Source organism: Chitinimonas viridis (assembly GCF_030409555.1).
Lineage (GTDB): Bacteria > Pseudomonadota > Gammaproteobacteria > Burkholderiales > Chitinimonadaceae > Chitinimonas > Chitinimonas viridis.
Window position 1 is genome coordinate 454072 of the sequence record NZ_JAUFPU010000004.1, and the last position, 13795, is coordinate 467866.

Genomic DNA, 13795 nt, shown 5'->3' on the forward strand with positions numbered 1-13795 from the left:
CCGCTATCAATACCGTGGCGCACCGCGCTGCCCTGGAGACGACACCATGCACATCCCCGCCCTCAATTTCGGCCTAGGCGAAGACATCGACATGCTGCGCGAAGCCGTGCAGAGCTTTGTCGCCGCCGAGCTGGCACCGCACGCCGCCAAAATAGATGAAGAGAACCTGTTCCCCGCAGACATGTGGCGCAAGTTTGGCGATATGGGACTGCTGGGTCTCACCGTCGAGGAAGAATACGGCGGCAGCAGTATGGGCTATCTGGCGCATATCGTCGCCATGGAGGAAATCTCCCGCGGCTCGGCTTCGGTTGGCCTGTCCTACGGCGCGCACTCGAATCTGTGCGTCAACCAGATCCACAAGAACGGCAATGCGGCCCAGAAGCAGAAGTACCTACCCAAGCTGGTCTCCGGCGAATACGTCGGTGCGCTTGCCATGTCCGAACCCAATGCTGGCTCCGATGTAGTGAGCATGAAGCTGCGTGCCGACAAGCAGGGCGACCGCTACGTGCTCAATGGTTCCAAGATGTGGATCACCAACGGCGGCGATGCCGACGTGCTGGTGGTCTATGCCAAGACCGACGTGAATGCCGGCCCCAAGGGCATGACGGCCTTCCTGATCGAAAAGGGCATGAAGGGGTTCAGCCACGGCAGCAAGCTGGACAAGCTGGGCATGCGTGGCTCCAATACCTACCCACTGTTTTTTGACGATGTGGAAGTCCCTGAGGAAAACGTGCTGGGTACGGTCGGCAAGGGCGTCAATGTATTGATGAGCGGCCTGGATTACGAGCGCGCCGTGCTGTCCGGCGGCCCGCTGGGCATCATGGCGGCCGCCATGGATGCCGTGGTGCCCTATGTGCACGAGCGCAAGCAGTTTGGCCAGGCTATCGGCGAGTTCGAGCTGATGCAGGGCAAGCTGGCCGACATGTACGCAACCTGGAGCGCCTGCCGCGCCTATGTCTATACCGTGGGCCGCGCTCTGGATCGTGGCGAGACCACCCGCAAGGATGCCGCCGGCGCGATACTGTATGCTGCCGAAAAGGCAACCTGGATGGCCGGCGAAGCGATCCAGACCCTGGGTGGCAACGGCTATATCAATGAGTACCCGGTCGCCCGTTTGTGGCGCGACGCCAAGCTGTACGAGATCGGCGCCGGCACCAGCGAGATCCGCCGCATGCTGATAGGCCGCGAACTGTTCAACGAAACCCGCTGATATCCACTCTCACGAGCCGGCCCTCAGGCCGGCTTTTGTGCTCAAGGAGCTCTACCATGTCCGAATCCATCGTCATTGTCTCCGCTGCCCGCACCCCCATGGCCGGGCTGATGGGTGACTTCGCCAGCCTCACCGCCAGCCAGCTGGGCGCCGTCGCCATCAAGGCCGCCGTCGAGCGCGCCGGGCTTGCCGCAAACGACGTCGAAGAAATCATCATGGGCAACGTGCTGCCCGCCGGCCAGGGCCAGGCGCCCGCACGCCAAGCTACGCTGGGTGCCGGCCTGCCGCTGTCGGTCAATGCCACCACCATCAACAAGATGTGTGGCAGCGGCATGAAGGCCATCATGCTGGCCCACGACATGCTGCGTGCCGGCAATAACAGCGTGATGGTGGCAGGCGGCATGGAAAGCATGAGCAATGCCCCCTATCTGCTGGCCAAGGCACGCGGCGGCTACCGCCTGGGCCATGGCGAACTGAAGGACCATATGTTCCTCGATGGCCTGGAAGACGCCTACGACAAGGGTCGCCTGATGGGCACGTTTGCCGAGGAGTGCGCCAGCAAGTACAGCTTCAGCCGCGAGGCACAGGATGCCTTTGCCCTGACATCGCTGAGCCGTGCTAACGCCGCCATCGGCGCCGGGCATTTCCGCGATGAGATCAGCCCGGTGACCGTGGCTGGCCGCAAGGGCGATGTGTTGATCGATACCGACGAGCAGCCTGGCAAGGCCATGCCGGAGAAGATCCCCGGCCTCAAGCCCGCCTTCAAGAAGGACGGCACCGTCACTGCGGCCAACTCCAGCTCCATCTCGGACGGCGCCGCCGCTCTGGTGCTGATGCGCGAGTCGGATGCCAAGGCCCGGGGCCTGAAGCCGCTGGCCCGCATAGTCGGCCATGCCAGCCATGCGCAGGAACCGGGCTGGTTCACCACGGCACCGGTCGGCGCCATCAAGAAGTTGTTCGAAAAGACCGGCTGGAGCGCCGACTCGGTCGACCTGTACGAAATCAACGAAGCCTTTGCCGTGGTCACCATGGCCGCCATGGCCGAGCTGAACCTGCCGCATGACAAGGTCAATATCCATGGTGGCGCCTGCGCACTGGGCCATCCCATCGGTGCATCGGGTGCCCGCATTGTCACCACGCTGCTGTACGCACTCAAGCAGCAGGGCAAGACCCGTGGCATTGCCAGCCTGTGCATAGGTGGCGGCGAAGCCACTGCCCTTGCCGTTGAGCTGTACTGAGTTAGCAGACCCGGCGGCAAGGGCTAAAGTGGAATGACCATCTACGGGAGTCTACTCATGCGCCCTGCCCTGCCCATAGGCTTTACCCTGCTTGTCACCCTGGCAGCTTTGCCTGCCAGGGCGGAGCTGCGCACCGTCCTGTGCGAGTGCGACTCTCCGCCGCTGGTCGAGTTTGCACCGGGCAGCTACAAGCCCACTGGCGGCCTGATCAAGGATATGAGTGAGCTGATCGCCCGTCAGATGGGTGTCAAAGCCAGCTATGTGGTGCTGTCGCGTAAACGTATCGACCTGGCTTTGACCCGTGGTGAAGTGGACTTGCTGTGCTTCGCCAACCCCGCCTGGACCTCGCTGGCAGACAAGCTGCACTGGACCGAAGAGATCGTGCCGCAGGTGGAAAGGGTGATGATGGACAAGACGCGCGCCGCCCGGACCAACAACGTCAACGACCTCAAGGGCATGCGTATCGGGTTGATACATGGCTTTCACTACCCTGCCATCGATCCCTTGATACTGACCGGCGATATCAAACCGGTGTACGAGAAGGATCATGAATCCAACTTCAAGCTGCTAGAGCGCGATGCCGTGGATGGCCTGATCAGTGCCGATCTGCAGATTGCCCACTATCTACGAAACCCCCCAGCCAGTGGCCGGCCTTTCGGCATGTCCAACTATGTGGTCAGCAGCACGCCCACCCATTGCGCCGTGCCCAAGGCCAGCCCCATCAAGGTGGAACGGGTCATGCAGGCTGTACAGCAGCTCAAGGCCCAAGGCGCGTTTGACAAGCTACTCAACCAATACCGGGTAGCACAACCTGCCCGCTAGGCAAGAACCCATGACGCTTTACTTCGAAGACCTCAAGCCAGGACGTGTATTCAAGGCAGGCCCCCTACAGGTGGAACCTGCCGAGGTGCACGACTTTGCCAGCAAGTACGATCCCCAGCCCTTCCACCTGGACGAAGCGGCCGGCGCCGCCAGTGTTTTCGGCAGCCTGGTGGCCAGCGGTTGGCAGACAGCGGCCTACAGCATGCGCATGCTGGCAGCCAGCGAGCTCAACAGCATTGCCAATGGTCTGGTAGGCCTTCAGATAGACAAACTGATGTGGCACCAACCGGTCAAACCGGGCGATACCCTGACAGCCGAATTCGATGTCATGGGCCGCAAGCATTCGCGTTCTCGCCCCGCCTTCGGCGTGGTGCAACTGGCCTGGCGCACCTTCAACCAGCACGGCGAGCTGGTGATGAGCCTGGAAAACGCCATCTGGGTCGCGGTACGCGATCCGGAGGGGAAGTGACATGGCACTGACGCTGTATGGCAGCAGCTACTCACGCAGCTTGCGCGTGTTGTGGATGTTGAAGGAACTGGACCTGCCGTTCGAGCATATCCCGCTGGAGTGGCAGGAATGCGGCAAGAATGCCGACTACCTGGCCATCAACCCGACCGGCACCATACCGACGCTGGTGGACGATGGTTTCGTACTGGCCGAATCGCTGGCCATCAACCTCCACCTAGCACGCCGGTATGGCCGCCTGTGGCCTGCTGCCGAACAGGATCAGGCACTGTGCTGGCAGTGGTCGCTCTGGGCTGTCGCCAGCATGGAGGCTAGCTATATCCAGTGGGCCGACCACACCCTGTGGCTGGCACCAGAAGCGCGCGACCCGGCCCAGGCCGCAGCGGCCACCGAAGCCCTGCAACGCCCGTTGGCCAGACTGGAGCAGGCGCTGAAGGGCCAACCCTGGCTGCTGGGGCACGATTTCAGCGTGGCCGATCTCAACGTCGCGGGCTGCATCAACGGCCTGCGCCGGTTCGACCTGACAGCCTACCCGACCATGGCGGACTGGCTGAACCGCTGCCTGGACCGCCCGGCCTATCGCGCCGCCACCCAACTCCCCTGAAACGCCGGTACAGGCGTCCCCCTCACAGGAAGCAGCAGGAAGAGACACAATGATATTGAACGAAGAACAACAGATGATACGCGACGCAGTGCGCGACTTTGCCCGTGAAAAGCTGTGGCCCACGGCCGGCTTGCGTGACGAGACACTGGCCTTCCCCTATGACGAGCTGGCCGTGGCGGCCGACCTGGGCCTCTTGGGCCTGACCGTGCCGACCGAGTGGAATGGTGCCGGCCTCGACTACCTGTCCTCGGCCCTGGTCATAGAAGAACTGGCCGCTGGCGATGGCGCCTTTTCCACCATCGTATCGGTACACAATTCGGTTGGCTGTGGCCCCATCATGGCCTTTGGCAGCGATACCCAGAAAGAGCAGTACCTCAGAAAGCTGGCATCCGGCTCCTGGCTGGCCAGTTTCTGCCTGACCGAGCCACAGGTCGGTTCCGAGGCGGCAGCGATCAAGACCCGCGCAGTCAAGGACGGCGACCACTACGTGCTCAACGGCGCCAAGCAGTTCATTACCAATGGCAAGAACAGCCAGCTGGCCATTGTGATTGCAGTCACCGACCCGGCAGCCGGCAAGAAGGGCCTGAGCGCCTTTGTCATCCCCACCGACACGTCCGGCTATACCATCTCGCGGGTGGAGAAAAAGCTGGGGCAAGCTGCCTCTGATACCTGTGCCATCGTGCTGGACAACTGCCGTGTGCCCACCGCCAACCTGCTGGGCCGCGAAGGCGAAGGCTACAAGGTAGCCCTGGCCAGTCTGGAGTCCGGCCGTATCGGTATCGCCGCCCAGGCCCTGGGTATGGCACGCTCGGCCTATGAGTGCGCCCTGCGCTACAGCAAGGAGCGCATCACCTTTGGCCAGCCTATTTTCGAGCACCAGGCCGTCAATTTCCGCCTGGCCGATATGGCTACCCAACTGGAAGCCGCCCGCCAACTGATCTGGCATGCCGCCAGCCTCAAGGATGCCGGCATGCCCTGCCTCAAGGAAGCCAGCATGGCCAAGCTGTTTGCCAGCGAAATGGCCGAGCGGGTCTGTTCCGATGCGATCCAGATCCATGGCGGCTATGGTTACTTGAACGATTTCCCGGTAGAGCGCATCTATCGAGATGTACGCGTGTGTCAGATATACGAAGGCACCAGCGACATTCAACGACTCGTCATCGGTCGCGCTATCGGCAACGAAGTGTAGGCTGCCGCCGCAATACGCCCCGACGACCCAAGGAAATAGAGATACAGACATGCAGGAACAAATACAGCGCATACGCCCCGACCAGGGCGAGGTACTCCGTGGCCTGCGCCTGTCGGGCCTGAACGAGGCGCCCGATGCCTTTGGCCGCCGCTACGCAGAGATCGCCGCCCGCCCCCTGCAGTATTGGGATGACCATGTACGCCGATATGCCACCAGCGCGGAATCAGCCACCTTCGTGCTGTACCGCACCGGCAAGCCGGTAGGCATGGCCGGTGCCTATCTCGAAGGTGGTCGCCGCGATCATGCCTATATCTGCAATATGTGGGTGGAACCCACCTTTCGCCGCGGCGGCGCTGGCGCTCGCCTGGTCAATACCGCCAATCGATGGCTGGCCGAGCAAGGGGTGGAGCGCATCAACGCCTGGGTAGTTGAAACCAACGACACGGCGCTGCGCTTTTACGAAACCCTGGGATTCATGCGGACCGAACAGAAGCGACAGATGCCCAGCAACCCCGATATCCAGGAAATCCTGCTGGTATTCGATACCGCCTTGCTATGAGCACCATGTTCGCCGCTACCCCCAGGCCGCCCTACTATGCCGTCATCTTCACGTCGCAACGCAGCGCCGTGACGGCCGGTTACGACGACACCGCAGAGCGGATGGTGGCGCTGGCGCAACTGCAGCCGGGCTTTCTGGGAGTGGAGTCGGTGCGCGGTACTGATGGTCTGGGTATCACGGTCTCCTACTGGGAGAGCGAAGCCGCCATCGCCAACTGGAAGCAGCATGGCGAACATAGCCTGGCCCGTGAGCAGGGACGCAAGTCGTGGTATGCCGCATTCGAGACCCGCGTTGCCCGGGTCGAGCGCGCCTACGGTCAGCAACGCCCCGGCCTGCGCTTCGTGCCGGCGGGCGAGGCGGACAAGCCTTACATCCTGGAACAGACCCGCCTCAATCTGCCCCAGCGTGCGCTGGGCAATTGGGGCGTCGAGCAGCTGGAGCAGGATTGGCCCTTGCTGCAGAACCACCTGCTGTACTTGGATAAAGACCGCATAGGCATACTGCGCTGGCGCCTGCGCGACGAGAGCCTGCACATTTCGGATTTCCAGATCGAAGCAAGCCATCGCAATCGCGGACTGGGTAGCCAGGCCATGCTGCAGTTCGCCCAGCTGGCTCGCGCCCAGGGCCATGCCCGTGTCTCGCTGCGGGTCTTACACGACAACCCTGCCCGGCGCTTGTATGAGCGGCTGGGTTATGCCGAAATCGAACGCAGCGATCACTGGGCCGTACTGGCCAAGTTCGTCTGAACCGTCCACAGGAGCCGCCATGCAGACCTTTCACCTCGACGCCATCAGCCAGGACAGGCAAACCCTGGGCGAGGCCTACCACGAGTTTCTGCGCAGCCGTGACATGAGTGCCGGTGTCTATCACCTGCAGCCAGGCGCACACGACAGCCAGGGCGCCCATCAGGAAGAATCGCTGTATTACGTGATCAATGGGTCCGCCAGCATGCAGGTGGGCAGCGACAGCCTGGAAGTGGTCGCCGGCAGCATCATCCATGTCCCGGCCCGCGTCGCCCCGCGTTTCAGCACGGTACATAGCGCCCTCGACGTACTGGTGGTGTTTTCGCCAGCCGAATCGGCCCCCACCGTCGCCATACGAGGCGCGGTGTAAAGCCCCTATCGATCTCTCCTTACCCGCAACCGCCTGCCGTCGGCAGGCACGACCATGCCAAGACCCGCGCCCCGGCGCTGACCGAGACCAGATGAATACCTTACCCAACACCATCAACCCCAAGGCAGAACAGTTCCAGACCAACCAGGCCGCCATGCAGGTACTGGTGGACGACCTGCGCCTGCAGGCCGCCCGTGTCGAGCAAGGTGGCGGCGAGACCGCCCGCAACCGCCATACCGCCCGGGGCAAGCTGCTGCCGCGTGATCGCGTGGCGCAATTGCTCGATGTCGGTTCGCCTTTCCTGGAAATCGGCCAGCTGGCAGCCTACGGCCAGTACGACGACCAGGTGCCGTCTGCCGGGCTGATCGCCGGCATAGGCCGGGTCAGCGGGGTGGAGTGCATGATCATCGCCAACGATGCCACGGTAAAGGGCGGCACCTACTACCCGATCACGGTGAAGAAGCACCTGCGCGCGCAGGAAATCGCCATGGAAAACCGCCTGCCCTGCATCGCGCTGGTGGACTCCGGTGGCGCCAACCTGCCTAATCAGGACGAAGTCTTTCCCGATCGTGATCACTTCGGTCGCATCTTCTACAACCAGGCCAATCTCAGCGCCCAGGGTGTACCCCAGATTGCCGCCGTGATGGGCAGCTGTACGGCAGGCGGTGCCTATGTGCCCGCCATGAGCGACTACAGCGTGATGGTCAAGAACCAGGCCACCATCTTCCTGGCCGGCCCACCGCTGGTCCGCGCCGCAACCGGCGAGGTGGTAACGGCCGAGGAGCTGGGTGGTGCCGATGTACATGCAAAGATCAGCGGCGTGGCCGACTACTATGCCCACAACGACGCCCATGCGCTGGATCAGGTGCGTCGCATCGTTGCCAACCTCAACTGGGTCAAGCCCATGACGGTCGCCACCAAGCCTGTCCTGGCGCCGCTCTACCCGGCAGAAGAACTCTACGGTATTGTCGGCGCCGACCTGAAAAAGCCCTTCGATATCCGCCAGGTGATCGCCCGCATTGTGGACGGCTCGACCTTTGACGAGTTCAAGGAAACCTACGGCACCACGCTGGTCACCGGCTTTGCTCACATCTATGGCTATCCGGTCGGCATCATCGCCAACAACGGTGTGTTGTTCAGCGAGTCTGCCCAGAAGGGCGCACACTTTATCGAGCTGTGCAGCCAGCGCGGCATTCCGCTGGTATTCCTGCAGAACATCACCGGCTTCATGGTGGGCAAGAAATACGAGGCCGAGGGGATCGCCAAGCACGGCGCCAAGATGGTGACCGCTGTGGCAACCAGCAAGGTGCCCAAGTTCACCATGGTGATCGGCGGCAGCTACGGCGCCGGCAACTACGGCATGTGTGGCCGGGCCTACAACCCCAACTTCATGTGGATGTGGCCCAATGCCCGCATCGCAGTGATGGGGGGCGAGCAGGCCGCCGGCGTACTGGCCCAGGTGCGCGAAGAAGCACTGGCCAAGCAGGGCAAGACGCTGTCCGATGATGACAAGGAAGCCATACGCAAGCCGCTGCGCGACCAATTCGAAGCGCAAAGCCACCCCTACTACGCTACCAGCCGGCTGTGGGACGATGGCATTATCGACCCCAAGGACAGCCGCCGCGTACTGGGCCTGGCCATCTCCGCCAGCTTGAACAAACCCATAGCCGACACCAAGTTCGGCGTGTTCCGGATGTAAGGTCTACCGCCCATGTCCCGCCCCCCTACACCTGCCGCCCGCCTGCTGCAGCCGCTGCTGTGGCTGGCCTGCACGGTGGCGGCCTGGGCCGAATCCGGCCCGGCTGTCCTATTGCAGCCCATGGGCCGCATTGCACCGCAGCAGGTGGAATCCGTGCGCCAGGCCATCAGCCAGGTGTATGGTTTTGAGGTGGCCGTCGGTACAACACAGGGCCTGCCCCATGCAGCCTACTACCCGGCACGCCAGCGCTACCGGGCAGATCGGCTGCTCGACCATCTGGCACAGCAACGGGCGGGAGATGGCCCCATCATACTGGCGCTGACCGATGCCGATATTTCCACCACCCTGCATGGCAAACCAGATTGGGGGGTGTTTGGCCTGGGCTCGCTGGACCGCAAGGTGGCGGTCGCCTCAACCTACCGGCTCAGGCGGGGCGCCAGTGCGGCGCAGCAGCAACTGCGGCTGAGCAAGGTAGCAGTGCACGAGATTGCCCATAACCTGGGCCTGCCGCATTGCAGCAGTGCCTTGTGCGTATTGACCGACATGGAAGGCAGCATGAGCAAGCTGGACGCCGCACCGCTGGCTTTCTGCAGCACCAGCCGCGTCTGGCTACGGCTCAAGGGCATCACCGTGGCGGCCGCGTCAAATTGAACATGGATACGGTATACCCAACCAGGCAGCGTACCGTTGCCGTCTCAGGGAGAGTGCATGTTTTACCTTAGCCCCGGCAGCAAGATAGACACGGCTCAGTTGCAAGCGGCGATGAATTTCGTCGCCCAGGGCTTTGCCCGGACCTACGCGGCCGACATGCTGATCACCTTTGACCGCAATCTCGCCTTCCTTGAAGACCCTACCTTCAAATCGGCCTTCGAGCGGGAATCCGCCAACAACGACCGTGACCAATCCCTGGCCTGGCGCATTCATACCGCCACCTGGGCGGCCAGCCAGGCACTGCATGTGCAGGGCGATTTCGTGGAATGCGGGGTGTTCGAGGGATTCACCTCGGCCTGTATCTGCCATTTCCTGCAGTTCCAGCAACAGCCTAGGCAGTTCTGGCTGTACGACACCTTTGCCGGCCTGCCCGAGCAGTATTCGACTGCAGAGGAACGCCAGCTCTGGAACGGCATGTATCAGGATCCACAGTACGCCGGTCTGTTGCAGCAGGTCAGGCAGCGCTTCGCCAGCTATCCCAATGTGCGGATCGAGCCTGGGATATTGCCCGATCAACTGCAGCAGGCCAGCCCCGAACGGATCGCCTTCCTGCACCTGGATCTCAACTCGGCACCGGCCGAGATCGCTGTACTGGAGCAGTTGTACGAGCGTATCAGCCCTCGTGGCGTCATCCTGCTGGACGACTATGGTTGGCTAAGTAGCAGACACCAGATGGAGGCAGAACGGGCCTTCTTCGGCCAGTGCCAGGTACCGATACTGGAGTTGCCCACCGGCCAGGGTCTGGTCATCAAGCCATGAGTACAGCGGCACCACAAACCATTCGGATATGGGTCGATGCCGATGCCTGCCCCAGTGTCATCAAGGAAATCCTGTTCCGCGCCGCCGAGCGCTGGCAGGTGCCCACCACGCTGGTGGCCAACCAGTTGATACGCATACCGCCCTCGGCCTGGATACGCAGTGTGCAGGTGCCCGCCGGCTTTGATGTGGCGGATAGAGAGATCGTTTTGCAGGTCCAAACCGGTGACTTGGTCATCACCGCGGATATTCCGCTGGCGGCGGCCGTCATAGAAAAAGGCGGCCATGCCATCAACCCGCGCGGCGAGATCTACACGCCCGAGAACATGGCCGAAAGACTGCGGATGCGGGACTTCATGGAGGCGCTGCGCAATAGCGGCGTAGAGACTGGCGGACCAGCCGCCTTCAGCCAATCGGACCGGCAGGCTTTTGCCAATCAGTTGGACCGGTTCTTGCAGAAACATCAAGCCTAGGAGACAAGATCATGAGCACATCCCTGACCAAGCACATTGCCAGCAATGGTGTGGCTACCCTGACCCTCAACCGGCCCGAGCGCCACAATGCCTTCGACGACGTTCTGATTGTGGAGCTGACCGAGGCACTGCAGGCGCTAGCGGACAATCCGGCTGCACGTGTCGTGGTCTTGACCGCCACCGGCAAGAGTTTCTCGGCGGGTGCCGATCTGGGCTGGATGAAGCGCATGGCCAGCTACGGTGAAGCCGAGAACCTGGCCGATGCCCGCAAACTGGCCCAACTGATGCATGTGCTGGACACACTACCCAAACCGACCGTGGCCGCCGTACAAGGCCCTGCCTATGGCGGTGGCGTAGGTCTGATTGCCTGCTGCGACATGGTGTTTGCCGCACCCGAGGCCATGCTGGCCCTGACCGAGGTCAAACTCGGCCTGATCCCAGCCGTCATCTCCCCCTATGTGGTACGCAAGATAGGCAGCAGCCATGCAAGGCGCTACTTCCTGTCGGCCGAGCGTTTCACGCCTGACACCGCCTTGCGCATTGGCCTGGTACATGAAATCGCCCCGCAGGACGAAGTCGGCCCACTGGCACACAGCTGGGCGGCGCAGTTGCTCAACAACGGCCCGGCCTCCATGCAGGCCGCCAAGCAACTGGTAGCCGAAGTGGCTGGCCGCCCTGTCTGCAGCGAGCTGAACGAGCATTGTGCTCAGCGCATCGCCCGGCAGCGGGTCAGCCCGGAAGGCCAGGAGGGGCTCACCGCCTTCCTGGAAAAGCGCCCACCCAACTGGGTCACCCAATAACGACATGACTGGCGTACCGGCGCCTGGCGCCGGTACCGCCTCCCTCCCTTGCAGCACTGTGCTTCACAACGAGCCAAACCGATGTTCAAGAAAATCCTGATCGCCAACCGGGGCGAAATTGCCTGCCGAGTCATCAAGACAGCCCGCCAGATGGGTATCAAAACTGTCGCGGTCTATTCCGATGCCGACGCCGATGCCCGCCATGTGAAGCTGGCCGATGAAGCATTCCGCCTGGGCCCGCCGGCACCACGCGAGTCCTATCTCAAGGCTGACCTGATCCTGGAAATCGCCCAGCGCACCGGGGCCGAGGCCGTCCACCCCGGTTATGGCTTCCTCAGCGAGAACGAGACGTTTGCCGAGGCCTGTGCTGCCGCCGGCGTAGTCTTTATCGGCCCACCCGCCAGCGCCATCGCCGCCATGGGCTCCAAGTCTGCCGCCAAGACGCTGATGGAGAAGGCCGACGTACCCCTGGTGCCCGGCTACCACGGTGACAATCAGGACGCCGCCTTCCTGCAGGCCGAAGCGGATCGCATGGGCTACCCAGTACTGATCAAGGCCTCGGCCGGTGGGGGCGGCAAGGGCATGAAGATCGTCGAGAAGAGCGAGGATTTCGCCGGCCAGCTCGCCTCGGCCAAACGCGAAGCCGCCGCCAGTTTTGGCGATGACATGGTGCTGGTGGAGAAGTACCTGACCAAACCGCGCCATATCGAGATACAGGTGTTTGGCGACACCCATGGCGAGGCTGTCTACCTCTTCGAGCGTGACTGCTCGGTACAGCGTCGTCACCAGAAGGTACTGGAAGAGGCGCCGGCACCCGGCCTCAGCCCCGCCTTGCGGGCACAGATCGGCGAGGCGGCCGTACGGGCGGCCAAGGCGGTGGGCTATGTCGGCGCCGGCACGGTCGAATTCATCTTCGATACGCTTTCCGATGCCTTCTACTTCATGGAGATGAACACCCGGCTGCAGGTCGAACATCCGGTGACCGAGATGATCACCGGTCTCGATCTGGTGGAGTGGCAATTGCGCGTGGCCAGCGGTGAGCCGCTGCCGCGCCGGCAGGATGAACTACGCATAGAGGGCCACGCCTTCGAGGCTCGCGTCTATGCCGAGGACCCTGCACGGGACTTCCTGCCGCAGATAGGCCGCCTGGCCCATATGCGCCAGCCACAGGAATCGGCCCATGTACGGGTCGATACCGGCGTCACCAGCGGCGATGAAATTTCGCCCTGGTACGACCCCATGATTGCCAAGCTGATTGTCTGGGATGAGAACCGCGACCGCGCACTGGATCGCCTGTCCAGCGCCTTGGCCGAGTATGAAGTCGTCGGGCTGGATACTAACCTCGACTTCCTGGGCCAATTGGCCAGCCACCCCGCCTTCCGCGCCGCCGAACTCGATACCGGCTTTATTGTCCGCTACCGCGACACCCTGATCCCGCCACCTGCCGCCGTCAGCAACGAGACCCTGGCCCTGGCCGCCCTGGCAGAGCTTGCCCTGCTGGAAGGCAAGAGCGAGGCTGCCCGCCAGCGTGTCAAGGATGCCGACTCACCCTGGTGGCAGGTAGACGGCTGGCGCCTGAACCAGGACAACCGCCACGCCCTGCATTTCCGTCACGGCGAAACAGAACATGCGGTGATGGCGCACTACCGCGATACCGGCTATCTGCTGGAGATTGGCGAGGCACAGATTGCTGCACACGGTACGCTGACCGAGGGCCAGCTCCACGCCACACTGGATGGCTATCGCCTGAGTGCCAGCGTGGTACGCGATGGCAACACGCTGACCCTGGTACGCAATGGCCACAACATCGCCCTGACCCCGTTCAACCCCCTGCTGGCTGGGCTGGAAGCCGTCGAAGCCGGCGGTGGCCTGACCGCCCCCATGCCCGGTACGGTGGTGGCCGTTCACGTCAAGGCTGGCGATCAGGTGGAGAAAGGCACGCCCTTGGTCATACTGGAAGCCATGAAGATGGAGCACACCATACTGGCCCCCCAGGCCGGCAGAGTGGCCGAGGTGTTCTTCCAGAAAGGCGAGCAGGTCAAGGAAGGCGCCGCATTGCTGGAAATTACCAGCGACTAGGCTCCTGTCGGGCTGGGTGGCCCTTATGACGAAAGCCCTGCTCTGGGTGCATCAGAGCAGGGCTTTATGGGCACCC

Annotated in this window: 15 protein-coding genes; all 15 read left to right on the forward strand. The window is 62.7% G+C overall.

Features of this window, described 5'->3' with window-relative positions:
• Window positions 1-46: 46 nt before the first annotated feature.
• The 15 genes from QWZ03_RS06260 (at window position 47) to QWZ03_RS06335 (ending at window position 13719) form a co-directional block, all read left to right on the forward strand.
• The gene (locus tag QWZ03_RS06260) at window positions 47-1210 is read left to right on the forward strand and encodes an isovaleryl-CoA dehydrogenase (protein WP_290331930.1); all 1164 of its coding nucleotides are present in this window, start codon (window positions 47-49) and stop codon (window positions 1208-1210) included.
• A gap of 56 nt (window positions 1211-1266) precedes the next feature.
• Window positions 1267-2448: an acetyl-CoA C-acetyltransferase gene (locus QWZ03_RS06265; RefSeq protein WP_290331931.1), complete on the forward strand. Its 1182-nt coding sequence runs from the start codon at window positions 1267-1269 to the stop codon at window positions 2446-2448.
• Between the two features lie 57 nt (window positions 2449-2505).
• The gene (locus QWZ03_RS06270) at window positions 2506-3270 is read left to right on the forward strand and encodes a substrate-binding periplasmic protein (protein WP_290331932.1); all 765 of its coding nucleotides are present in this window, start codon (window positions 2506-2508) and stop codon (window positions 3268-3270) included.
• Window positions 3271-3280: 10 nt separating this feature from the next.
• The gene (locus QWZ03_RS06275; RefSeq protein WP_284198054.1) at window positions 3281-3739 is read left to right on the forward strand and encodes a MaoC family dehydratase; all 459 of its coding nucleotides are present in this window, start codon (window positions 3281-3283) and stop codon (window positions 3737-3739) included.
• Window position 3740: 1 nt separating this feature from the next.
• Entirely contained in the window at window positions 3741-4340 is a 600-nt protein-coding gene (locus QWZ03_RS06280) for a glutathione S-transferase family protein (RefSeq protein WP_290331933.1), read from the forward strand.
• A 49-nt stretch (window positions 4341-4389) separates the two neighbouring features.
• On the forward strand, window positions 4390-5529 hold the full coding sequence (locus tag QWZ03_RS06285; RefSeq protein WP_290331935.1) for an acyl-CoA dehydrogenase family protein: 1140 nt from the start codon (window positions 4390-4392) through the stop codon (window positions 5527-5529).
• Between the two features lie 49 nt (window positions 5530-5578).
• Window positions 5579-6088 (forward strand): GNAT family N-acetyltransferase, encoded by a 510-nt coding sequence (locus QWZ03_RS06290; RefSeq protein ID WP_290331936.1) that lies wholly within the window; start codon window positions 5579-5581, stop codon window positions 6086-6088.
• Between the two features lie 5 nt (window positions 6089-6093).
• On the forward strand, window positions 6094-6834 hold the full coding sequence (locus QWZ03_RS20890; RefSeq protein WP_308447522.1) for a GNAT family N-acetyltransferase: 741 nt from the start codon (window positions 6094-6096) through the stop codon (window positions 6832-6834).
• 19 nt (window positions 6835-6853) lie between these two features.
• Window positions 6854-7201 carry a cupin domain-containing protein gene (locus tag QWZ03_RS06305; protein ID WP_290331937.1) on the forward strand — a complete coding sequence of 116 codons (348 nt, stop codon included), beginning with the start codon at window positions 6854-6856 and terminating at the stop codon, window positions 7199-7201.
• A 91-nt stretch (window positions 7202-7292) separates the two neighbouring features.
• A complete protein-coding gene (locus tag QWZ03_RS06310; RefSeq protein WP_290331938.1) occupies window positions 7293-8900 on the forward strand; it encodes a carboxyl transferase domain-containing protein in 1608 nt (535 codons plus the stop codon).
• A gap of 12 nt (window positions 8901-8912) precedes the next feature.
• Complete coding sequence (locus tag QWZ03_RS06315) at window positions 8913-9551, forward strand: matrixin family metalloprotease (RefSeq protein WP_290331939.1); 639 nt, start codon at window positions 8913-8915, stop codon at window positions 9549-9551.
• Window positions 9552-9608: 57 nt separating this feature from the next.
• Window positions 9609-10370 carry a TylF/MycF/NovP-related O-methyltransferase gene (locus QWZ03_RS06320; RefSeq protein ID WP_290331940.1) on the forward strand — a complete coding sequence of 254 codons (762 nt, stop codon included), beginning with the start codon at window positions 9609-9611 and terminating at the stop codon, window positions 10368-10370.
• On the forward strand, window positions 10367-10840 hold the full coding sequence (locus tag QWZ03_RS06325; protein ID WP_308447523.1) for a YaiI/YqxD family protein: 474 nt from the start codon (window positions 10367-10369) through the stop codon (window positions 10838-10840). Before QWZ03_RS06320 ends, QWZ03_RS06325 begins: the two co-directional genes overlap by 4 nt.
• 11 nt (window positions 10841-10851) lie before the next feature.
• Window positions 10852-11640 carry an enoyl-CoA hydratase/isomerase family protein gene (locus QWZ03_RS06330; protein ID WP_290331941.1) on the forward strand — a complete coding sequence of 263 codons (789 nt, stop codon included), beginning with the start codon at window positions 10852-10854 and terminating at the stop codon, window positions 11638-11640.
• 81 nt (window positions 11641-11721) lie between these two features.
• A complete protein-coding gene (locus QWZ03_RS06335; RefSeq protein ID WP_290331942.1) occupies window positions 11722-13719 on the forward strand; it encodes an acetyl/propionyl/methylcrotonyl-CoA carboxylase subunit alpha in 1998 nt (665 codons plus the stop codon).
• Window positions 13720-13795 lie beyond the last annotated feature (76 nt).